At 72.6% G+C, this 19,432-nt stretch carries 23 protein-coding genes and 1 pseudogene; 10 read left to right on the plus strand and 14 right to left on the minus strand.

Annotated features, from left to right (window positions below; genetic code table 11):
- Positions 1–182 precede the first annotated feature (182 nt).
- The 3 genes from ACR68M_RS07620 to ACR68M_RS07630 are packed head-to-tail and all read left to right on the plus strand — an operon-like array spanning position 183 to position 3,653.
- Entirely contained in the window at positions 183–1,712 is a 1,530-nt protein-coding gene (locus ACR68M_RS07620) for a TldD/PmbA family protein (RefSeq protein WP_441249669.1), read from the plus strand.
- Entirely contained in the window at positions 1,712–3,106 is a 1,395-nt protein-coding gene (locus tag ACR68M_RS07625; RefSeq protein ID WP_441249670.1) for a metallopeptidase TldD-related protein, read from the plus strand. The genes ACR68M_RS07620 and ACR68M_RS07625 overlap by 1 nt, the downstream gene beginning before the upstream one ends.
- Positions 3,107–3,119: 13 nt before the next feature.
- Entirely contained in the window at positions 3,120–3,653 is a 534-nt protein-coding gene (locus tag ACR68M_RS07630) for an RNA 2'-phosphotransferase (protein ID WP_441249671.1), read from the plus strand.
- A 4-nt stretch (positions 3,654–3,657) separates the two neighbouring features.
- Here ACR68M_RS07630 and ACR68M_RS07635 read toward each other — a convergent pair whose 3' ends face one another.
- Complete coding sequence (locus ACR68M_RS07635; RefSeq protein ID WP_441249672.1) at positions 3,658–3,924, minus strand: GlsB/YeaQ/YmgE family stress response membrane protein; 267 nt, start codon at positions 3,922–3,924, stop codon at positions 3,658–3,660.
- 217 nt (positions 3,925–4,141) lie between these two features.
- Between ACR68M_RS07635 and ACR68M_RS07640 the strand changes: the two genes are divergently transcribed.
- Together ACR68M_RS07640 and ACR68M_RS07645 are read left to right on the plus strand one after the other, a co-directional pair.
- Positions 4,142–4,480, plus strand: coding sequence for a DUF3099 domain-containing protein (locus ACR68M_RS07640; RefSeq protein WP_441249673.1), 339 nt, complete (start codon positions 4,142–4,144; stop codon positions 4,478–4,480).
- A 315-nt stretch (positions 4,481–4,795) separates the two neighbouring features.
- Positions 4,796–5,029 carry a hypothetical protein gene (locus ACR68M_RS07645; RefSeq protein WP_441249674.1) on the plus strand — a complete coding sequence of 78 codons (234 nt, stop codon included), beginning with the start codon at positions 4,796–4,798 and terminating at the stop codon, positions 5,027–5,029.
- Positions 5,030–5,048: 19 nt separating this feature from the next.
- On the opposite strand, the gene moaA is transcribed toward ACR68M_RS07645, so the two are convergent.
- From moaA to ACR68M_RS07665, 4 genes are all read right to left on the minus strand, one after another.
- A complete protein-coding gene (gene moaA / locus ACR68M_RS07650) occupies positions 5,049–6,038 on the minus strand; it encodes a GTP 3',8-cyclase MoaA (protein WP_441249675.1) in 990 nt (329 codons plus the stop codon).
- A 75-nt stretch (positions 6,039–6,113) separates the two neighbouring features.
- On the minus strand, positions 6,114–7,742 hold the full coding sequence (locus tag ACR68M_RS07655; RefSeq protein ID WP_441249676.1) for a solute symporter family protein: 1,629 nt from the start codon (positions 7,740–7,742) through the stop codon (positions 6,114–6,116).
- Positions 7,739–8,113, minus strand: coding sequence for a DUF485 domain-containing protein (locus ACR68M_RS07660; RefSeq protein ID WP_441249677.1), 375 nt, complete (start codon positions 8,111–8,113; stop codon positions 7,739–7,741). Before ACR68M_RS07660 ends, ACR68M_RS07655 begins: the two co-directional genes overlap by 4 nt.
- Before the next feature lie 231 nt (positions 8,114–8,344).
- Positions 8,345–9,388: a zinc-dependent alcohol dehydrogenase family protein gene (locus ACR68M_RS07665; protein ID WP_441249678.1), complete on the minus strand. Its 1,044-nt coding sequence runs from the start codon at positions 9,386–9,388 to the stop codon at positions 8,345–8,347.
- A 196-nt stretch (positions 9,389–9,584) separates the two neighbouring features.
- Here ACR68M_RS07665 and ACR68M_RS07670 point away from each other — a divergent pair, with 196 nt between their 5' ends.
- From ACR68M_RS07670 to ACR68M_RS07690, 5 genes and pseudogenes are all read left to right on the plus strand, one after another.
- Positions 9,585–10,586, plus strand: coding sequence for a DEDDh family exonuclease (locus tag ACR68M_RS07670; protein ID WP_441249679.1), 1,002 nt, complete (start codon positions 9,585–9,587; stop codon positions 10,584–10,586).
- A 31-nt stretch (positions 10,587–10,617) separates the two neighbouring features.
- A complete protein-coding gene (locus ACR68M_RS07675) occupies positions 10,618–11,445 on the plus strand; it encodes an SURF1 family cytochrome oxidase biogenesis protein (RefSeq protein WP_441249680.1) in 828 nt (275 codons plus the stop codon).
- Between the two features lie 10 nt (positions 11,446–11,455).
- Entirely contained in the window at positions 11,456–12,217 is a 762-nt protein-coding gene (locus tag ACR68M_RS07680; protein ID WP_441249681.1) for an SDR family oxidoreductase, read from the plus strand.
- Positions 12,218–12,250: 33 nt separating this feature from the next.
- Positions 12,251–12,385 (plus strand): annotated as a pseudogene (locus ACR68M_RS07685) (SDR family oxidoreductase); the annotation flags it as partial.
- Positions 12,382–12,531 (plus strand): hypothetical protein, encoded by a 150-nt coding sequence (locus ACR68M_RS07690; RefSeq protein WP_441249682.1) that lies wholly within the window; start codon positions 12,382–12,384, stop codon positions 12,529–12,531. The pseudogene ACR68M_RS07685 and the gene ACR68M_RS07690, both read left to right, overlap by 4 nt.
- A 17-nt stretch (positions 12,532–12,548) precedes the next feature.
- Here the strand turns inward: ACR68M_RS07690 and ACR68M_RS07695 are convergent, their stop codons facing one another.
- The 9 genes from ACR68M_RS07695 to ACR68M_RS07735 all read right to left on the minus strand — a co-directional run bounded on the left by ACR68M_RS07695 (position 12,549) and on the right by ACR68M_RS07735 (position 19,393).
- On the minus strand, positions 12,549–13,151 hold the full coding sequence (locus ACR68M_RS07695; protein WP_441249683.1) for an alkaline shock response membrane anchor protein AmaP: 603 nt from the start codon (positions 13,149–13,151) through the stop codon (positions 12,549–12,551).
- Complete coding sequence (locus ACR68M_RS07700) at positions 13,148–13,753, minus strand: DUF6286 domain-containing protein (RefSeq protein WP_441249684.1); 606 nt, start codon at positions 13,751–13,753, stop codon at positions 13,148–13,150. The genes ACR68M_RS07695 and ACR68M_RS07700 overlap by 4 nt, the downstream gene beginning before the upstream one ends.
- The gene (locus ACR68M_RS07705; protein WP_441249685.1) at positions 13,750–14,097 is read right to left on the minus strand and encodes a hypothetical protein; all 348 of its coding nucleotides are present in this window, start codon (positions 14,095–14,097) and stop codon (positions 13,750–13,752) included. Before ACR68M_RS07705 ends, ACR68M_RS07700 begins: the two co-directional genes overlap by 4 nt.
- Positions 14,097–14,288, minus strand: a complete 192-nt coding sequence (locus ACR68M_RS07710; protein WP_441249686.1) for a hypothetical protein — start codon at positions 14,286–14,288, stop codon at positions 14,097–14,099. The genes ACR68M_RS07705 and ACR68M_RS07710 overlap by 1 nt, the downstream gene beginning before the upstream one ends.
- 135 nt (positions 14,289–14,423) lie before the next feature.
- Positions 14,424–14,957 (minus strand): Asp23/Gls24 family envelope stress response protein, encoded by a 534-nt coding sequence (locus tag ACR68M_RS07715; RefSeq protein ID WP_441249687.1) that lies wholly within the window; start codon positions 14,955–14,957, stop codon positions 14,424–14,426.
- Between the two features lie 75 nt (positions 14,958–15,032).
- Positions 15,033–15,836 (minus strand): enoyl-CoA hydratase/isomerase family protein, encoded by an 804-nt coding sequence (locus ACR68M_RS07720; RefSeq protein ID WP_441249688.1) that lies wholly within the window; start codon positions 15,834–15,836, stop codon positions 15,033–15,035.
- A 316-nt stretch (positions 15,837–16,152) separates the two neighbouring features.
- Complete coding sequence (locus ACR68M_RS07725; protein WP_030059940.1) at positions 16,153–16,386, minus strand: helix-turn-helix domain-containing protein; 234 nt, start codon at positions 16,384–16,386, stop codon at positions 16,153–16,155.
- Between the two features lie 339 nt (positions 16,387–16,725).
- Positions 16,726–18,324: an ABC-F family ATP-binding cassette domain-containing protein gene (locus ACR68M_RS07730; protein ID WP_441249689.1), complete on the minus strand. Its 1,599-nt coding sequence runs from the start codon at positions 18,322–18,324 to the stop codon at positions 16,726–16,728.
- 175 nt (positions 18,325–18,499) lie between these two features.
- Positions 18,500–19,393 carry a hypothetical protein gene (locus ACR68M_RS07735; RefSeq protein WP_441249690.1) on the minus strand — a complete coding sequence of 298 codons (894 nt, stop codon included), beginning with the start codon at positions 19,391–19,393 and terminating at the stop codon, positions 18,500–18,502.
- Between the last annotated feature and the right edge of the window lie 39 nt (positions 19,394–19,432).

The raw sequence follows: 19,432 nt of genomic DNA on the forward strand, positions 1-19,432 counted from the left end.
CCTCGGCAAGTTGCACCATCCAGGGGCGCGAGGCGGAGGGTGCGGCGCCGTCACTCCCGATTTCGGGTAGTTCCCCGCGCCCCTGGGGCTGGCCGGCTGCGTGCGCTCAAATGTGCTGGCACGGGGGCAGGTCGACCGGCGATGATGCTGTGTCAACCCATGCCCTCGATCCAGGGAGCCCGATGCCGCCGACATCCCGCGCCGTCGACCCGCAGTTCCTCGCGTACCCGCTGCAAGCGCTCGCCGACGCCGCCCTCGACCGGGCCAGGCAACTCGGCGCCGCGCACGCGGACTTCCGGCTGGAGCGCGTCCGCAGCGCCTCCTGGCGGCTGCGTGACGCCCGGGTGTCGGGCAGTTCGGACAACGTCCAGCTCGGCTTCGCCGTCCGGGTGCTGCTGGACGGCGCCTGGGGCTTCGCGGCCGGGGTCGACCTCGACCCCGGCTCCGCCGCCCGGGTCGCCGAGCAGGCCGTCGCCGTGGCCCGGCTCTCCGGCGGGATCAGCCGCGCCGCCGGGGCCCCGCCGGTGGAGCTGGCCGAGGAGCCCGTGCACCGGGACGCCACCTGGGTCTCCGCGTACGAGACCAACCCCTTCGAGGTGCCCGACACCGAGAAGACGGCGCTGCTCGCCGAGTGGAGCAGCCGCCTGCTGGCCGCCGACGGGGTCTCCCACGTGCAGGCGGGCCTGCTGACGGTGCAGGAGAACAAGTTCTACGCCGACACCAGCGGCACCGTCACCACCCAGCAGCGCATCCGCCTGCACCCGCACCTGGAGGCCACCTCCGTCGACGAGCGGACGGGTGCCTTCGACTCGATGCGCACCATCGCCCCGCCGGCCGGGCGCGGCTGGGAGTACCTGCTCGGTACGGGCTGGGACTGGAACGCCGAACTCGCCGAGCTGCCCGAGCTGCTGGCCGAGAAGATGAAGGCCCCGAGCGTCGAGGCCGGGCGCTACGACCTGGTGATCGACCCGTCCAACCTCTGGCTGACCATCCACGAGTCGATCGGGCACGCCACCGAGCTCGACCGCGCGCTCGGCTACGAGGCCGCGTACGCGGGCACCTCCTTCGCCACCTTCGACCGGCTCGGCTCGCTGAAGTACGGCTCCGAGCTGATGCACGTCACCGGCGACCGCACCGCCGAGCACGGCCTCGCCAGCGTCGGCTACGACGACGAGGGCGTCGCCGCGCAGTCCTGGGACCTGATCAAGGACGGCACCCTCGTCGGCTACCAGCTCGACCGCGCGATGGCGAGCCAGCAGGGCCTGGGCCGCTCCAACGGCTGCGCCTTCGCCGACTCCCCCGCGCACGTGCCCGTGCAGCGGATGGCCAACGTCTCGCTCCAGCCCGTCGCGGGCGGCCCCGACACCGAGGGCCTGTTCGAGGGTGTGGAGAAGGGCCTCTACATCGTCGGCGACCGCTCCTGGTCGATCGACATGCAGCGCTACAACTTCCAGTTCACCGGCCAGCGCGCGTTCGCCATCCGCGACGGCCGGCTCGCCGGGCAGGTCAAGGACTTCGCCTACCAGGCCACCACCACCGACTTCTGGGGCTCGATGAGCGCCGTCGGCGGCCCGCAGACGTACGTCCTGGGCGGTGCCTTCAACTGCGGCAAGGCCCAGCCGGGCCAGATCGCGGCCGTCAGCCACGGCTGCCCCTCCGCGCTCTTCCGCAACGTCAACGTGCTCAACACGCAGCAGGAGGCCGGTAACTGATGAACGCGCACAAGCCTCACGAGCTCGTCGAGCGCGCCCTCGGACTCTCCGAGACCGACGGCTGCGTGGTCATCGCCTCCGAGACCTCGACGGCCAACCTCCGCTGGGCGGGCAACGCCCTCACCACCAACGGCGTCACCCGGGGCCGCAGCCTCACCGTGATCGCGGTCGTCGACGGGCCGGAAGGGGCGGCCTCCGGCGTCGTCTCGCGCGAGGCCGTCACCCTGGACGAGGTCGAGAGCCTCGTCCGGGCCGCCGAGGCAGCCGCCCGCGCGGCCGACCCCGCCGAGGACGCCCAACCGCTGCTCCCGGCCGGCCCCGGCACCGCCGACTTCACCGCCCCGCCCGCCGAGACCTCCATCGAGGTCTTCGCCGACTTCGCCCCCGCCCTCGGCGCCGCCTTCGCCCGCGCCCGCGAGGCCGGGCAGCTGCTCTACGGCTTCGCCAACCACGAGCTGACCAGCAGCTACCTGGGCACCTCGACCGGCCTGCGGCTGCGCCACGACCAGCCGACCGGCACCGTCGAGCTCAACGCCAAGACCGCCGACCTCAGCGCCTCCGCCTGGTCGGGCACGGCCACCCGGGACTTCAAGGACATCGACGTCGAGGCCCTGCACGCCGAGCTGACCCGCCGCCTCGCCTGGGGCCGCAACCGGATCGACCTGCCGGCCGGCCGGTACGAGACGCTGCTGCCCCCCTCCGCCGTCTCCGACTTCCTGGTCTACATGCTCTGGGAGGGCAGCGGCCGCAACGCCGCCGAGGGCCGTACGGTCTTCAGCGCGCCCGGCGGCACCCGGGTCGGCGAGAAGCTCAGCCCGCTGCCGCTGACGCTGCGCTCCGACCCGGCCGAGCCGGGCCTGGAGGCCGCGCCGTTCGTGATCGCGCACTCCTCCGGCGACGACGGCTCGGTCTTCGACAACGGCCTGCCGATCGGCCCGACGGACTGGATCCGCGACGGCGAGCTGACCAACCTCTTCACCACCCGGCACGCCGCCGACCTGACCGGCCTGGCCGTCGCCCCCATGGTCGACAACCTGGTGCTGGAGACGGCGGACCAGTCGACCGCACCGACGCTGGACGAGATGATCGCCCGCACCGAGCGCGGCCTGCTGCTCACCTGCCTCTGGTACATCCGCGAGGTCGACCCGGCCAGCCTGCTGCTCACCGGCCTCACCCGGGACGGCGTCTACCTGATCGAGCACGGCGAGGTCGTCGGGCAGGTCAACAACTTCCGCTTCAACGAGTCCCCCGTCGACCTGCTCGGCCGGATCACCGAGGTCGGCCGCACCGAGCCCTGCCTGCCCCGCGAGTGGGGCGACTGGTTCACCCGGGCCGCGATGCCGCCGGTGCGGGTGCCGGACTTCAACATGAGCTCTGTCAGCCAGGCGTCGTAGGGGGTTTCTGTTCATGGACGAGAAGCAGACCGTCAAGGTCTCGAAGCGGCTCTCGAAGGTGCTGCGGCACGACCCGGGGTCGGTCGGGATCACCCTGGACGAGGCCGGGTGGGTGCCGGTGGACGAGCTGCTCGCCGCGCTCCGGCTCGGCCGGGCGGAGCTGGACCACGTGGTGGCGACCAACAACAAGCGCCGCTTCGCCTACTCCGACGACGGTCTGCTGATCCGTGCCAGCCAGGGCCACACGGTGGAGATCGACCTCGGGCTGCCGCCCGCCGAGCCCCCCGCCGTGCTCTACCACGGCACCACCGGCCGCTCCCTGGACGCCATCCACCGGGAGGGCCTGCGCCCGATGTCCCGCCGGGACGTCCACCTCTCGGCGGACCAGGAGACCGCCGTCCGGGTCGGCTCCCGACACGGACGGCCGGTCGTCCTGGCGGTGGACGCCGCCGCGATGGCCGCCACCGGGCACCTCTTCCGGGTCAGCGCCAACGGCGTCTGGCTCACGGACGGCGTCCCGCCGCAGTACCTCTCGTACGAGAAGTGAGCCGCTAGGCCTTCTTGCGGGCGGCGTAGGCCGGGGTCGCCAGGACGATGAGCAGCACGGCGGCGCCGAGCTGGAAGGCATGGCGCCACCAGTCGAAGCCCCGGGTGTCGGCGACCCCGAAGGCGTGGGCGACGAGGTTGCCGATGATCGCGCCGGCCATGCCCAGCAGCATGGTCAGCCAGATCGGGATCGCCTGCTTACCGGGGATGACGAGGCGCGCTATGCCACCGAGGATCAGGCCCTCGATCAGCGCCGAGATGATTGCCCACATCGCAGCTCCCACGGGCCGCGGCCGCCGACCCTCGGCGGCGCTCCCGTTCTGGATCACAGTGTTTGCCCCATCCGGCCCACTCGCACCCCGGGCCACACTCCGGGGCGCCACACCTCGCGGGGATTCCCGCCCCCGCCCTCCTCGACGGGCGTTGCCCGGCGTACCGTGAGCTGACCGGCGCCGCAACAGGTGTGGACACGGACGAGGGCGGTAGGCGATGCGCAAGAACGGGGACGTCATCCGGATCACGGGGGCGCGCACCAGCCTCTCCGAGGACGTCCGGGGGCGGCAGCGGCGCTACGTGATCTCGATGCTGGCCCGGACGGTGTGCGTGCTGCTCGCCGTGGTGCTGTGGGACGTCCAGCGGTTCCTGGCCTTCGCCGCGCTGGCGGGCGCGGTGCTGCTGCCGTACTTCGCGGTGCTGATCGCCAACGCCGGGCGGGAGCGGGCGCCGGGGCTGCCGAGCACCTTCGCCGTCTCGCCGGAGACGCCGCTGATGCTGGGGCCGGGCGGTACAGGCGGCGCCGGTGGGCAGGGCACCCCGGCCGAGGACTGAAGCGCGGCCGGTGCCGGAGCTGAGCGATCCTCAACTCGCCCGCCCGTTCTGTCCGAATCTACCGGCATTTGACCGGTAGAAAGCTCAGAACAACCTCAGATTAATCATGAAAGACCTAGCCATCCGGGGGTCTTGGCGTGACATACTGCGTACGCGCTCCGCATCCCCCGTCGGAGCGACAGACCGACGCCGGGCGGCTCCCCCCGTGGCTGCCCGGCGTCGTCATGCCTTCTCCCGGGCGTCGTGCCGTCGACAGCGGGTGAAAGACTGGCGGTGCCCACCCACCCGCCCACTCATTCCCCAGGACGGCCCGCCTTGAACAGCCTCTTCGGCCCCGCCGACGGCCCCGACGGCCCCCCGGTCTGCTCCGGCAAAGGGTGCCGGGAGCCCGCCGAGTGGGTGCTGGTGTGGAACAACCCCAAGCTGCACACGCCCGACCGGCGCAAGACCTGGCTGGCCTGCGACGAGCACCGCGAACACCTCTCGCAGTTCCTGAGCGTCCGGGGCTTCCTCAAAGAGGTCATAGCTCTGGCCGACTTCACCGAGTAGGGCCCCGGGCCGTCCTGCCTCAGCCGCCGATGGCCGACATCGGGCGGTCGGGCTGGTGGAAGTCGGGGGCGTCGATGCCCGCGCCGGCCTTCTTGCCCCACATCGCGGTGCGCCACAGCTCGCCGATCTCGGCGTCGTCGGCGCCGGAGCGCAGGGCCGTCCGCAGGTCGGTCTCGCCGGTGGCGAAGAGGCAGTTGCGGATCTGGCCGTCGGCGGTGAGCCGGGTGCGGTCGCAGGCGCGGCAGAACGGGCGGGTCACCGAGGCGATCACGCCTACGCTCGCCGGGCCGCCGTCGACCAGCCAGCGTTCGGCCGGGGCCGCGCCCCGGGTGCTGGACGGCTCCGGGGTGAGCGTGAAGCGGTCGGTGAGGCGCTCCAGGATCTCCTCGGCGGTGATCATCTGCGTGCGGTCCCAGCCGTGCTGGGCGTCGAGCGGCATCTGCTCGATGAAGCGCAGCTCGTACCCGCGCTGGAGGCACCAGTCGAGGAGGTCGGCCGCCTCGTGCTCGTTGACCCCGCGCATCAGGACGGCGTTGAGCTTGACCGGCGTCATTCCGGCGGCCTCGGCCGCCGCCAGCCCGGCCAGTACGTCGTCGTGGCGGTGGCGGCGGGTGAGGGTGAAGAAGGTGTCCGGGTCGAGGGTGTCGAGGGAGACGTTGACCCGGTCCAGCCCGGCGTCGCGCAGCGCACCGGCGGTGCGGGCGAGGCCGACGCCGTTGGTGGTGAGCGAGAGCTCGGGCCGGGGCCGCAGCTCGGCGCAGGCGGCGACGATGCCGACCAGGCCGGGGCGCAGCATCGGCTCGCCGCCGGTGAAGCGGACCTCGCGCACGCCCAGGTCGCGGACGGCGAGCGAGACCAGCCGGACGATCTCCTCGTCCGTGAGCAGCTCGGGCTTGCCGAGCCACTGGAGGCCTTCCTCCGGCATGCAGTAGGTGCACCGGAGGTTGCACCGGTCGGTCAGGGAGACCCGGAGGTCGACTGCCTGGCGACCGTAGGTGTCGAGCAGCACGTGCGGCCTCCTTTCCGGAGCTGGCCCGGCCACGGCGGCTGGGGCCGGGCCAGCTTATCCGGCAGGATGACCGGCCTAGTGGGCCCCCAGGCCCGTGAGCGATCGGACTTCAAGTTCAGCGTACTTCGCCGGGTCGGCGGTCTCGCGGGAGAGCAGGGTGCCGATCACACCGGCCAGGAAGCCGACCGGGATGGAGACCAGCCCGGGGTTCTCCAGCGGGAACCAGTGGAAGTCGCTGTGCGGGAAGAGCGAGGTCTTCGCGCCGGAGACGACCGGGGAGAAGATCACCAGGGTGACGGAGGTGATCAGGCCGGCGTAGACGGAGCTGACCGCTCCGGTGGTGTTGAAGCGCTTCCAGAACAGCGAGTAGAGCAGCGTCGGGAGGTTGGCCGAGGCGGCGACGGCGAAGGCCAGGGCGACCAGGGCGGCGGCGTTGAGCTTGTCGGCGAAGATGCTGAGCAGGATGGCGACGGCGCCGATCGCGACGGCGGCCAGCTTGGCGGCGCCGACCTCCTCCTTCTCGCTCGCCCGGCCGCGCCGGATGACGTTGGCGTAGAGGTCGTGGGCGAAGGAGGCCGAGGAGGCGAGCGTCAGCCCGGCGACCACGGCGAGGATGGTGGCGAAGGCGACGGCGGAGATCACCGCGAGCAGGACGGCCCCGCCGGTGGAGCCCGCGCCACCGCCGAGGTGCTCGGCGAGCAGCGGGGCGGCGGTGTTGCCGGCCGCGTTGGACGCCTTGATCGCCTTGGGGCCGACCAGCGCGGCGGCGCCGAAGCCAAGCGCGAGGGTCATCAGGTAGAAGACGCCGATGATGCCGATGGCCCAGACCACCGACTTCCGGGCGACCTTCGCGGTGGGCACGGTGTAGAAGCGGACCAGGATGTGCGGCAGCCCGGCGGTGCCGAGCAGCAGGGCGAGCGCGAGGCTGATGAAGTCCAGCTTGGTCGTCCCGGTGACGCCGTACTTGAGGCCCGGCTCCAGGAAGGCGCTGCCCTTGCCGCTGGCGGCGGAGGCCGCGCCGAGCAGGCTGGAGAGGTTGAAGTGGTACTTGGCGAGCACCAGGACGGTCATCAGGGCGGCGCCGAGGATGAGCATCACGGCCTTGATGATCTGCACCCAGGTGGTGCCCTTCATGCCGCCGACGACGACGTAGACGACCATCAGCGCGCCGACGGCGAGGACGGTCCAGCGCTTGGCGCTGTCGCCGCTGACGCCGAGCAGCAGCGCGACGAGCGAGCCGGCGCCGACCATCTGGGCGAGCAGGTAGAAGATCGAGACGACGATGGTGGAGATGCCGGCGGCGGTGCGGACGGGCCGCTGCTTCATCCGGAAGGCCAGCACGTCGGCCATGGTGTAGCGGCCGGAGTTGCGCAGCGGCTCGGCGATCAGCAGCAGGGCGATCAGCCAGGCGACCAGGAAGCCGATCGAGTAGAGGAAGCCGTCGTAGCCGGCGAGCGCGATGACACCCGCGATGCCGAGGAAGGAGGCGGCGGACATGTAGTCGCCGGAGAGCGCCAGGCCGTTCTGCAGGCCGGTGAAGCCGCGGCCGCCGGCGTAGAAGTCGGCGGCGTCCTTGGTCTGGCGGCCGGCCCAGAGCGTGATGCCGAGGGTGGCGAGGACGAAGACGGCGAACAGCGACATCGTCAGGCCGCGGTGGTCGGCGGCCGAGGACGCCAGCTGGACGTTGGGGGTGTGGATCGTCATTCGCCGGCCTCCCGGGGCGCTACGAGGGCGGTCGGGGCGTACTGCCCGCGGATGTCGGCGGCCGGCGGGTCGAGCCTGCGGGCGGCGAAGCGCGAGTACCAGGCGGCGATGGCGAAGGTGCTGGCGAACTGCAGCAGGCCGAGCACCAGGGCCACGTTGATGTGCCCGAAGAGCTTGGTGGCCATGAAGTCGGACGCGTAGCAGGAGAGCAGCACGTACAGCAGGTACCAGAGGACGAAGCCTGCGGTGACGGGGAAGGCGAAGCCCCGGAAGGAGCTGCGCAGGGTGCGGAACTCCTGGCTCTGGTCGATGCGTTGGGTTTCCGGGGGGAGTTCTGGAGGCAGCGTCTCGGCGGTCGGCGGGGTGTCCACTCGTGTCTCCTGACGTCTTCGGGGTACGTAGACAGGTGCCGGACGTGAGGGACGTCACAGGCAGAGGGTGCCGCTGCATGGTAGAGCGACGCGCGGGTTACAGAAAGCACCCGACCGGCGCAGTCGTGTGATCTGGCCGAAAACAGTTCGGAGAACGCCGGTGGGGCGGCACCCGCCTTGGGTACCGCCCCACTTGATGAAACGTCACATCTGACAGTGCGTCAGAGATGGTCAGAACGAAATTCGGACTTTCAGCGCCGAGCGGTCGTCCATCGCCCGGTAACCGTCCGGTACGCCGTCCAGGGCGACGGTGCGGTCGAAGACCAGACCCGGGTCGATGGTGCCCGCGAGGACGTCGGTGAGCAGCTCGGGGATGTAGGCCCGCGCCGGGGCGACACCGCCGCAGACGGCGATGTTGCGGTTGAACATCTGGCCGATGTCGACGCCCGCGCTGCCGCCGTGCGGCACGCCGACGTACCCGACGGCGCCGCCGTCGCGGGTGATCGAGATCGCGGTGCGCATCGACTCCTCGGTGCCGACGGCCTCCAGCACGGCGTGCGCGCCCAGGCCGCCGGTCAGCTCGCGGACGGCCTCGATCGCGGCCTCGCCGCGCTCGGCGACGACGTCGGTGGCGCCGAAGCTGCGGGCGATGTCGGTGCGCGCCTGGTGGCGGCCGAGCGCGATGATGCGGCCCGCGCCGAGGCGGTGCGCGGCCAGCACCCCGCAGAGGCCGACGGCGCCGTCGCCGACCACGGCGACGGTCGCACCGGGGCGGACCCGGGCGGAGACGGCGGCGTGGTGGCCGGTGGCCATCACGTCGGAGAGGGCGAGCAGGCTGGGCAGCAGCGCCTCGTCGGTGGCCGCCTCCTTGGGCAGCTGGACGAGCGTGCCGTCGGCGAACGGCACCCGGACGGCCTCGCCCTGGCCGCCGTCGGAGCCGACCTCGCCCCAGAAGCCGCCGTGCGGGCAGGAGGTCTGGAGGCCCTCCTTGCAGAACTCGCAGGTGCCGTCGGACCAGACGAACGGCGCGACCACGAAGTCACCCGGCTTGAAGCCCGTCACCTCGGAGCCGACCTCCTCGACCAGACCGAGGAACTCGTGCCCGATCCGCTGCCCGGCCACGCGGGCCGCCACGCCCCGGTACGCCCAGAGATCGCTGCCGCAGATGCAGGCGTTGACCACGCGGACGACCGCGTCGGTCGGCCGCTGGATCTTCGGGTCGGGGACTTCCTCGATCCTGATGTCGTTCGGGCCGTGGATCACGGTGGCGCGCATGAGGGGTCTTCCTTCGTCGGGCTCTGGCCTTCGGGGGTGCCGGTGACCTGGAGAGATGGTTCGGCTGGTGATACGACCATCTCGCCCTCCACTCTATTCCGGCCGCTCCCGCACTCCCTGTCGAAATGTCGCGTACGCCACTGACCCGCCCCCGGACGACGGCTCCTGTGGGTGCGCGCCCTTAAAGTGGTTCACCATGCACGCGATCCAGTCACCGAGCGACGACCTCTGGGCGGCGCCCTTCCCGGCGCAGCGCTCCGCCGCGCCCGAGGAGCCGGGCCCCGGCTTCGCCGTGGTCGACGTCGAGACCACCGGCCTCGGCCGCTCCGACCGCGTCATCTCCGCCGGTGTCTACCAACTCGACGGGCACGGCGAGGTCACCGACCACTGGTACACCCTGGTCAACCCCGAGCGTGACCCGGGCCCGACCTGGATCCACGGCCTGACGCAGGCCGAGCTGGCGGGCGCGCCGACCTTCCCCGAGATCGCCGGGGAGCTGGCCGAGCGGCTGCGCGGCCGGGTGATGGTCGCCCACAACGCGCTCTTCGACTGGAACATGATCTCCCGCGAGTACTCGCGGGCCGGGCTGCGCGCCCCGGTCGAGCAGCGGCTCTGCACCATGGTGCTCTCGCGTGACCTGGGCCTTCCGCTGGCCAACGGCAAACTGGCGACGCTGGCCGCGTACTTCGGCGTCCAGCAGCGGCAGGCGCACAACGCGCTGGACGACGCCCGGGTGCTCGCCGAGGCCTTCCGCCCGAGCCTGCACCTGGCCCGCCAGGGCGGTGTGCCGCTGCCGCTGACCAACTGCGTCGCCGTCACCGACCTCGGCGAGGAGCCGCCCGCCTCGGCCCCGGCCCGCAGCGGCTGGTCCTCCTCGTACCGCCCGGCGCGCAAGCGCCCCGCCTGCCCCTACCCGAACCCGGGGCGCTGGCAGGACGGCACGCCGCTCCAGCAGGGCATGCGGGTGGCGATCACCGGTGACACCGCGACCGACCGCGAGCTGCTGGAGGACCGTGCGATCGAGGCCGGCCTGCACATCGCCGCCTCGGTGAGCCGCCTCACCAGCCTGCTCGTCACCAACGAGCCCGACAGCTGGAGCGGCAAGGCCCGCAAGGCCCGCGAGTACGGCACCCCCGTGGTCGGCGAGGACGCCTTCCTCCAGCTGCTCCGCGAGGTCGCCACCCACCCCGGTGTCTGAGCGCCGGGGGCCGTGGGCGTAGCGTGCCGTTGTGTACCGATTTCTGCTCTCCCGGCGCTGGGCGATCATCACACTGATCGCCCTGCTGCTGATCCCCACCATGATCCGGTTGGGCTTCTGGCAGCTCCACCGCCACGAGGCCCGAGTCGCTCGTAACGCCCTCATCGGGCAGAACCTGGACGACAAGCCCGTCCCGTTCGACTCGCTGACCGCCCCCGGGCGGGCCGTACCCGGCGATCTGGCCTGGCGTACGGTGACGGCCGTCGGCGCGTACGACCCCGCGCACGAGTTCGTCATCCGCAGCCGCACCGAGCCCGGCGGCAGCAGCATCGGCTACTTCGTCATCACCCCGCTGAAGCTCGCCGACGGCAACGGCACCGTGCTGGTCAACCGGGGCTGGGTCGACTCCCCCGGCGACGCCACCAGCTACCCCACCGTCCCCGCCCCGCCCACCGGCGAGATCACCGCCACCGGCCGCCTGCGCGCCGACGAGACCTCCGCCAGCAGCGGCATCCCGGACCGCGGCGGCCTGCCGTCCCGTCAGTTCAAGCTGATCAACAGCGAGCAGCAGACCAAGGCCACCGGCGTCACCCTGCTCGGCGGCTACCTGGAGCTCGCGAGTTCCAGCCCCGCCGCCGGTGCCACGCCCGTCCTGCTGCCCGACCCGGAGCACTCGGACATCGGCCCGCACATGGCCTACGCCATCCAGTGGTGGCTGTTCACCGGCCTGATCCCGGTCGGCTTGGTCGTGCTGGCCCGCCGCGAGGCGAGGGAACTCGCCACCGCCGCCCGCCGGTCCGCGAGCGCGGCCGAGCCGGAGACCGAGACCGAGCCGGAGACCCAGCCCGCCACCGCATAGCATCGGGCCCATGGATCTAGGGCTGCACGACAAGGTGTACGTGGTGACCGGCGCCACCCGGGGTCTCGGGTTCGCCTCCGCACGGGAGTTGGCCGCCGACGGCGCCCGGCTGCTGATCAGCGGACGGACCGAGGAGTCGGTGCAGGCGGCCGTCGCCGCCCTCGGCGGCGGCGAGCGGGTGCACGGCCTGGCGGCGGACAACGCCGACCCCGCCTCGGCCGAGCGGCTGATCGCCGCCGCGCAAGAGCGCTTCGGCCGACTCGACGGCGTGCTCGTCAGCGTCGGCGGCCCGGCCGCCGGGCCGGTGCTCACGGCCGAGGACGAGGTCTGGCGCGGCGCCTTCGAGTCCGTCTTCCTCGGCGCCCTGCGGATCGCGCGGGCGGCCGCCGCCGTGCTCGGCGAGGGCGGCGTCATCGGCTTCGTGCTCTCCGGCTCCGTCCGCGAGCCGATCGACGGCCTCGGCATCTCGAACGGCCTCCGGCCCGGCCTCGCGATGGCCGCCAAGTCCCTCGCCGACGAGCTGGGCCCGCGCGGCATCCGCGTCGTCGGCCTGCTCCCCGCCCGGATCGACACCGACCGGGTCCGCGAGCTCGACGCCCTGAGCGGCGACGCGGCAGCGGCCCGCGCCCGCAGCAGCGCGGCGATCCCGCTCGGCCGCTACGGCACCCCGGAGGAGTTCGGCAAGGTCGCTGCCTTCCTGCTCTCCCCCGCCGCGTCCTACCTGACCGGTGTGATGGTCCCGGTCGACGGCGGAGCCCTCCGGGGGCTGTGACCCGGCCCGGCCCGTCCCAGGGTCAGCAGCAGCGCGGCGATCCCGCTCGGCCGCTACGGCACCCCGGAGGAGTTCGGCAAGGTCGCTGCCTTCCTGCTCTCCCCCGCCGCGTCCTACCTGACCGGTGTGATGGTCCCGGTCGACGGCGGAGCCCTCCGGGGGCTGTGACCCGGCCCGCCCCGGCCCGTCCCAGGGTCAGCAGCAGCGCCGCGATCCCGCTCTGCCGCTACGGCACCCCGGAGGAGTTCGGCAAGGTCGCTGCCTTCCTGCTCTCCCCCGCCGCGTCCGACGGCGGAGCCCTCCGGGGGCTGTGAACCGGTCCCGCCAGGGGTCAGCGAAGGCTACGTGACCCGCTGCGGCCCTGGACGGTGATCCGCAGTTCCGACGGCAGGCCGGGAAGGGCCAGACTGGCGCGGGTGTCGGCCAACGGGCCCTCCTGGTACGCCGTCAGGACGGGGGCCGGGGTGGCTGCCGGGGCCAGCCGGACGGTGGTGCGGAGCAGCAGGCTGCGCCGCCTGCCGGTCAGGCGGGTGCGGGCCCGGGTGACCTCGGGGTGGGCGATCGTCCCGGTCTCGACCACGTCCTCCAGGGCGCTGCTGCGCAGCCGCAGGTCCGTCCCCGGCGGGCCGGGGATCGGGACGCTGCCGGGCCCGCTGCGGCGTAGCTGCGCCGTGAGCCAGCCGAGCGCGCCCAGCACCACGACGGAGAGGACGGCGATCACGGTCGGCCACCACCAGCTCCGGTCCGTCCAGCGCGTCCGGGAGGCGGTGCTGACCACCGGCTGGTCGGGCGAGCGGAGCGGCCAGTGGTGCGGCAGGCCGACCCCGAGCCGCCCGTAGAGGTCGAGGCCCCCGGCCAGCACCAGCAGGCCGCCGCAGAGCAGCACCAGCCCGACGGCGCCCAGCAAGGCCCGGTTGACGGTCGATCGGCTCATCGGCCCTCCGCTCGGTGGGTCCGGACGTCGAGCCGGTACGGGCGGCCCAGCGGCACCCGGGCGAGCTCGGCCCGCAGTTCCCGCTGGACGGCCGCCGGATCGGCCGTGCCCCGGATGGTGACCTTCGTACGCTTCACCCCGGCCCGCACCGAGACCGCCGTCACCTCCGGGAGCTCACGCGCCCGGGTGGCGACAAGCGCGGCCAACCCCGACCGGTGCAGCACGGCGGTGTCCGCCCCCTCCTGCCCCGGTGTCCGCAGCGGCAGCCAGCGCCGCATGCCCGGGGTGAAGGCCAGCACGCCGAGCCAGACCCCGAGCAGCACGGCCGCCCCGGCGCCGACGAGCACCCAGGTGTCGTCCAGGTGACGTGTCGCCAGCTGGTGGGCGAGCTGAGCCCGCCAGGGTCTGGCCCGGTGGCCCGTCCGGACGGCGATCACGTCGTACAGCACCCCGCCGCCGACCACCAGCACGGCCGTCGCCACCAGCCCGGCGGCCGGCGTCCGGGGCGAGCGGACCCGCCGTACGGGCTCCTCCGGCGGTGCTTCGGCGCTCCTCTCCGTACTCCCCTCGGCCGTCGGTTCGGCCGTCGGTTCGGCGGTCATCGGGTGGTGTCCGTGGGGACGAGCCGCTCGACCACCACGACGACCTCACGGATCCGGGTGCCGGTCATCGTCTGGCAGTGCTCGGCTGCGGCGTCCCGGGCGACGGCCGCCAGGGCGGCCAGGTCGGCGGGGAAGGGGAGGGTCAGGCCGAGGGTGAGGCGGGCCGTGCCGTGGGACGCCGAGACCGTCACCCGTGGCGTCCGCGGCCGGGCGCCGGAGGCTGCGGCGAGCGCCTCCCGGACGGCCGTGGCGGCGATCCCGGCGAGCACCCGGTCGGCCAGCCGCAGCCGCCCGCGCTCGGCCGGGGCCCGCCGGGGCGCACCGGCCGCCCCGAGCGCGGCCATCAACGCCGCCGGTCGCGGCTGCGCAGCAGATCGCCGAGCTCCCCGAGCCCGATGTCACCCTCCAGCAGCCGACCCACCACGTACCCCGCCGCGCCGAGCACGGCGACCAGGAGGAAGGCGGCGAACCCGCCGAAGTATCCGGCGAAGCCCAGGGCCATACCGACCAGCAGGCCCGTCAGGGCAAGATTCATCGAGACTCCTTGCGATGGATGCCCCGAGCGCGCCGACCCGAGGTGACCGGATGACCACACTCAGTCACGTTAGAGCGTGACGCGAGTGGATCGGGCCAACGAAACGGGTGTTCGCGTCGGAGACTCCGGCCGGGCCTACTGCACCCGGGGGCGCTGGCCCCGGCCGGAGGACTCCTCCTCCTCGTCGATGTCCGGCTCGTCCGGGAGGTGGACGTCGTTCACCGCGATGTTGACCTCGACGACCTCCAGCCCGGTCATCTGCTCCACCGCGGCGATGATGTTCTGCCGCACCTCGGCCGCCAGCTTCGGGATGACCACGCCGTACTCGACCACCAGCGCGATGTCGATCGCGGTCTGCTTCTCGCCGACCTCGGCCTTGATGCCCCGGCCGACACTGGACCGGCCGCCCGGCACCCGGTCGCGCATCGCGCCGAAGGTGCGGGAGAAGCCGGAGCCGAGCGCGTGGATGCCGTTGACCTCGCGGGCGGCCATCCCGGCGATCTTCTCGACCACGCCGACGGCGAGGGCCGTCCGGCCCCGGTCGGCGGTCGGGTCGGGGGCGCGGTGCGGGTCGTTCTTGTGCAGGTCGGCGGGGGTCGGGGTGTCAGGCACGGTGGTCTCCTGTGGGGTTCCGTCCAGGTCTGTCGCAGACCAGCCCAACTCTGACATTTCACACCGGCCACCGCACGGCACGCTCCGCCGGATGCCACCCCGCACCCCCGGGTCGCGCCCGGCGAAGCTCGGTCAGTCGCCGAGCCCGGCGAGGTCCCGCATGCGCCGGGTCTGCGCCGCCCGTTCGGCGGAGCGCTGCTCGTCGTAACTGCGCCCCCCTGCGCCCTGGAGGAGCGCCTTGGTCTCGTTCACCGCGTTGCGCGGCGCGGCCAGCAGGGCGGCCGTCAGGTCGCGTACGGCGCCGTCCAGTTCGGCGGCGGGCACCGCGAGGTTGGCCAGGCCGGAGGCGACGGCCTCCTCGGCGCCGACCCAGCGGCCGGTCACGCAGATCTCCAGCGCCCGCGCGTAGCCGACGAGTTCGGTGAGCGGCTTGGTGCCGGCCAGGTCGGGGACGAGGCCCAGCGAGGTCTCCTTCATGGAGAACTGGACGTCCTCCGCGACGACCCGGAGGTCGCAGCCGAGGGCGAGCTGGAAGCCGGCGCCGACGGCGTGGCCCTGGACGGCGGCGATGCTGATCAGGTCGGGTCGGCGCCACCAGCTGAACGCCTCCTGGAAGGCCGCGATGGTGTCGTCGACGTCCTTGTCCTCGGCCGCCGCGAGCTGGAGGAAGTTCCGCTCGCCGGGCAGGCCCTCGGGGGTGAACATCGCCCGGTCGAGACCGGCCGAGAAGGAGACCCCCTCGGCGCGCAGCACCACGACCCGGACCGTCCCCGGCAGCGCCCGGCCGACGGCGGCCAGCCCGCGCCACATCGCGGGCGACTGGGCGTTGCGCCGCTCCGGGCGGCAGAGCGTCACGACGGCCGTCTCACCGTCCAGCTCGAGCCGGACACCGGCCGACTCCCAGAGCTGCGGGTCGTCGAGGGCGGGGGTGGTCATGGCGGGTACCTCCAGCTGGACGGCAGACAGAAACTACCGGAGAGTAACAAAACTGCGGCCCGCTGCACAGAGCCCCACGGACAGTGCCGCGAGCAGCGCTCGGACACTGCTCGGACAGTGCCGGAAATGACGATCGGCGGCCCGGATGCCCGGCCGCCGAATCGTCTTGTGCTTTGTGGAGCCAATGCGCCTTCGAAAGGAAGTCCTCGCTCAGAATTTCCCACTGCTCAGCGAAGTCGCACTCTCACGCGCCCATGGGTCTGACGTGTCGTGGGGGACGAGTGCGCAGCGCATCGGGAGAAGCTTTGACGGCCTGTCAGGAACCAGCTCCCGCAGTAGCCTTGTTCTTGCCACGCGTAGCACCGCCGCGGCCCCGGAGGATCACTCCGGATTCGCTCAGCATGCGGTGCACGAAGCCATAGGAGCGCCCGGTCTCCTCCGCCAGCGCGCGGATGCTCGCACCGGAGTCGTATTTCTTCTTCAGATCGGCCGCGAGCTTCTCACGCGCGGCACCGGTCACCCGGCTGCCCTTTTTCAGAGTCTCGGCCACCCGTGCCTCCTCATATGCTGTGCTCGGTCAGATTCCCATGATCACCCATAGCCAGCGTCCTGGCCACCCATTCGACAAGGTCGATACCGGGAAAGCGCAGTCTGCCGGTGGTGCTCACGGCGCACAAGGGCGCTCGCTTCAGGACACGCGCCCCCGCCCTCCCGCAGCCCCTCGGACGAAAGAGCTGATCAGCAGCACCGCCCCGCCGCGTATTCGCGGTCGGGGCGGTGGTGGACAGGCTAAAACGGAATCTCGGAGTCTCCCATTCCCGAGGTCTTCCGGGGATGAGATTTTCTACGACGGACAGCTGATCCGGTGTCTAGACCAGCGGTCGACCGGTCAGGCCAGCGACACGAGATCGTGGTACGCCGGGCTCCAGAGGTCCTCGACACCGTCGGGCAGCAGGATGATCCGCTCCGGCTGGAGGGCCTCGACGGCGCCCTCGTCGTGGGTGACCAGCACGACCGCGCCACTGAAGGAGTGCAGCGCGCCGAGGATCTCCTCGCGGCTGGCCGGGTCGAGGTTGTTGGTGGGCTCGTCGAGCAGCAGTACGTTGGCGCTGGAGACCACCAGCGAGGCCAGCGCGAGCCGGGTCTTCTCGCCGCCGGAGAGCACCCCGGCCGGCTTGTCGACGTCGTCGCCGGAGAACAGGAAGGACCCGAGGATCTTCCGGATCTGCACCAGGTCGGTGTCGGGCGCGGCGGAGCGCATGTTCTCCAGCACGCTGCGCTCGGGGTCGAGCGTCTCGTGCTCCTGGGCGTAGTAGCCGATCTTCAGGCCGTGGCCCGGGATCACCTCGCCGGTGTCCGGCTGCTCGACACCCGCGAGCATCCGCAGCAGGGTGGTCTTGCCCGCGCCGTTGAGGCCGAGGATGACGACCCGGGAGCCCCGGTCGATCGCCAGGCCGACGTCGGTGAAGATCTCCAGCGAGCCGTACGACTTCGAGAGCCCCTCGGCCATCAGCGGGGTCTTGCCGCACGGGGCCGGGTCCGGGAAGCGCAGCTTGGCGACCTTGTCCGAGACCCGGACCTGGTCCAGGCCGGCCAGCAGCTTCTCGGCGCGGCGAGCCATGTTCTGGGCGGCGACGGTCTTGGTGGCCTTGGCGCGCATCTTGTCGGCCTGCGAGTTGAGGGTCGCGGCCTTCTTCTCGGCGTTGGCGCGCTCGCGCTTGCGGCGCTTCTCGTCGTCCTCGCGCTGCTGCTTGTACTGCTTCCAGCCCATGTTGTAGATGTCGACGGCCGAGCGGTTGGCGTCCAGGTAGAACACCTTGTTGACGACGGTCTCGACCAGCTCGACATCGTGGGAGATCACGATGAAGCCGCCCTTGTACGTCTTCAGGAAGTCCCGCAGCCAGGCGATCGAGTCGGCGTCGAGGTGGTTGGTCGGCTCGTCGAGCAGCAGGATGTCGGCGTCCGAGAAGAGGATCCGGGCCAGCTCGACGCGGCGGCGCTGACCGCCGGAGAGGGTGTGCAGCTCCTGGCCGAGGATGCGGTCCGGCAGGCCGAGGGCGGCGGCGATGGTGGCGGCCTCGGCCTCGGCGGCGTACCCGCCCTTGGTGAGGAACTCGGTCTCCAGGTTGGAGTACTTCTTCATCGCCTTGTCGCGGGTGGCGCCCGTGCCGTTCGCCATCCGGTCCTCGTTCTCGCGCATCTTCCTCAGCACGGTGTCGAGGCCACGGGCGGAGAGGATGCGGTCGCGGGCCAGCACGTCGAGGTCGCCGGTGCGCGGGTCCTGCGGGAGGTAGCCGACCTGGCCGGAGTTGGTGACGGTGCCGGAGGCGGGCAGGCCCTCACCGGCGAGCACCTTGGTGAGGGTGGTCTTGCCGGCCCCGTTCCGGCCGACCAGGCCGATCCGGTCACCGGGGGTGATCCGGAAGCTGGCGGACTCGATCAGGACGCGGGCGCCGGCGCGCAGCTCTAGGGCGTTGACGGAAATCATGGCTGAGGGAACTCCTGGGCAGTGGGCGGGCGCCTGGACGGGTTCACAGGGCTCGGGGCGGCGTAGGTACGGCGGGCAGCTAATGCCCAGAGAGAACAGCCATATGGCCCAGTCTACCGGGAGCCCTCAGAAGCTCCGCCAGCCGTGCGGCCGCCAGGGGCCGACCGCCGCCGGGTCAGCGGCAGGCTGCGGCGAAGGAGGCGGCGGGCGCGGTGCAGGGGGTCTCGGGGGCGCCCTGGCTGGTGTCGAAGACGTGGCGGCCGACGATCGGGCCGTCGTCGATGGTGACGTGGTGGCCGTCGAGGCGGTGGAGCTGGACGGCGGGGCCCGCGTTGAGCTGCCAGCCGTGCTGGGTCAGGCGGAAGCCGGTGATGCCGCCCGGGAGGGGGTGCCCGGCGCCGTTGGTGCCGGTGCAGGTGCGGGGCACGAGCACGGCGTCGTCGGTGTGCACGGCCCGCAGCGGGTCATAGGAGCAGCCGCTCAGCGGGCGGGAGTTGAATCGCAGGTCGCCGTCGCGGTCGCGGAAACCCATGGTCAGGGCCGGGGTCAGCACCGCCACCCAGGGCTCGTCCTCGGTCGCCGTCTGGAGCGCGGCGGCGGCGCGCCGGACGGCGACGGTGTGCCGCTCCGCGTCCGTACGGGTGGCCGCGCCGGGCTCGCCGTCGGCGCTCAGCCACTCGCTCAGACCGGGCACGGCCCGGTGCCAGCGGACGGAGTGGTCGCTCGGGCGGACGGAGGTGACCAGCCCGTCGTCCCAGACCACCACCGCGCTCTCCCCCGCCATCGCCAGGTAGAGGGCGGTCGCGCCCTCGCGGCGGTAGGACCAGAGGTGGCTGCCGGTGCGGTCGTACGCCTCCAGGCCGGGGCCGACCTTGAGCTCCAGGGAGCCGGTGTCGAGGGACTGGGCGCTGACGGGGCTGGCGTCCGAGCCACCGGGCTCGGCGACGCGGTCGCCGAACGGCACGGGGCGGTTGGCGTGTGCGGCGGCACCCGCTCCGAGGACCAGCACGACGGCCAGGGCGGGGAGCAGAGAACGACGGGTGAGGGCACGCAGCGGCTTCCGGGACACGGGCGGAGCGTACCCCTCGAACGAGACGTCCGTCTGTCG

This window comes from Kitasatospora sp. McL0602, from assembly GCF_052076145.1.
GTDB lineage: Bacteria > Actinomycetota > Actinomycetes > Streptomycetales > Streptomycetaceae > Kitasatospora.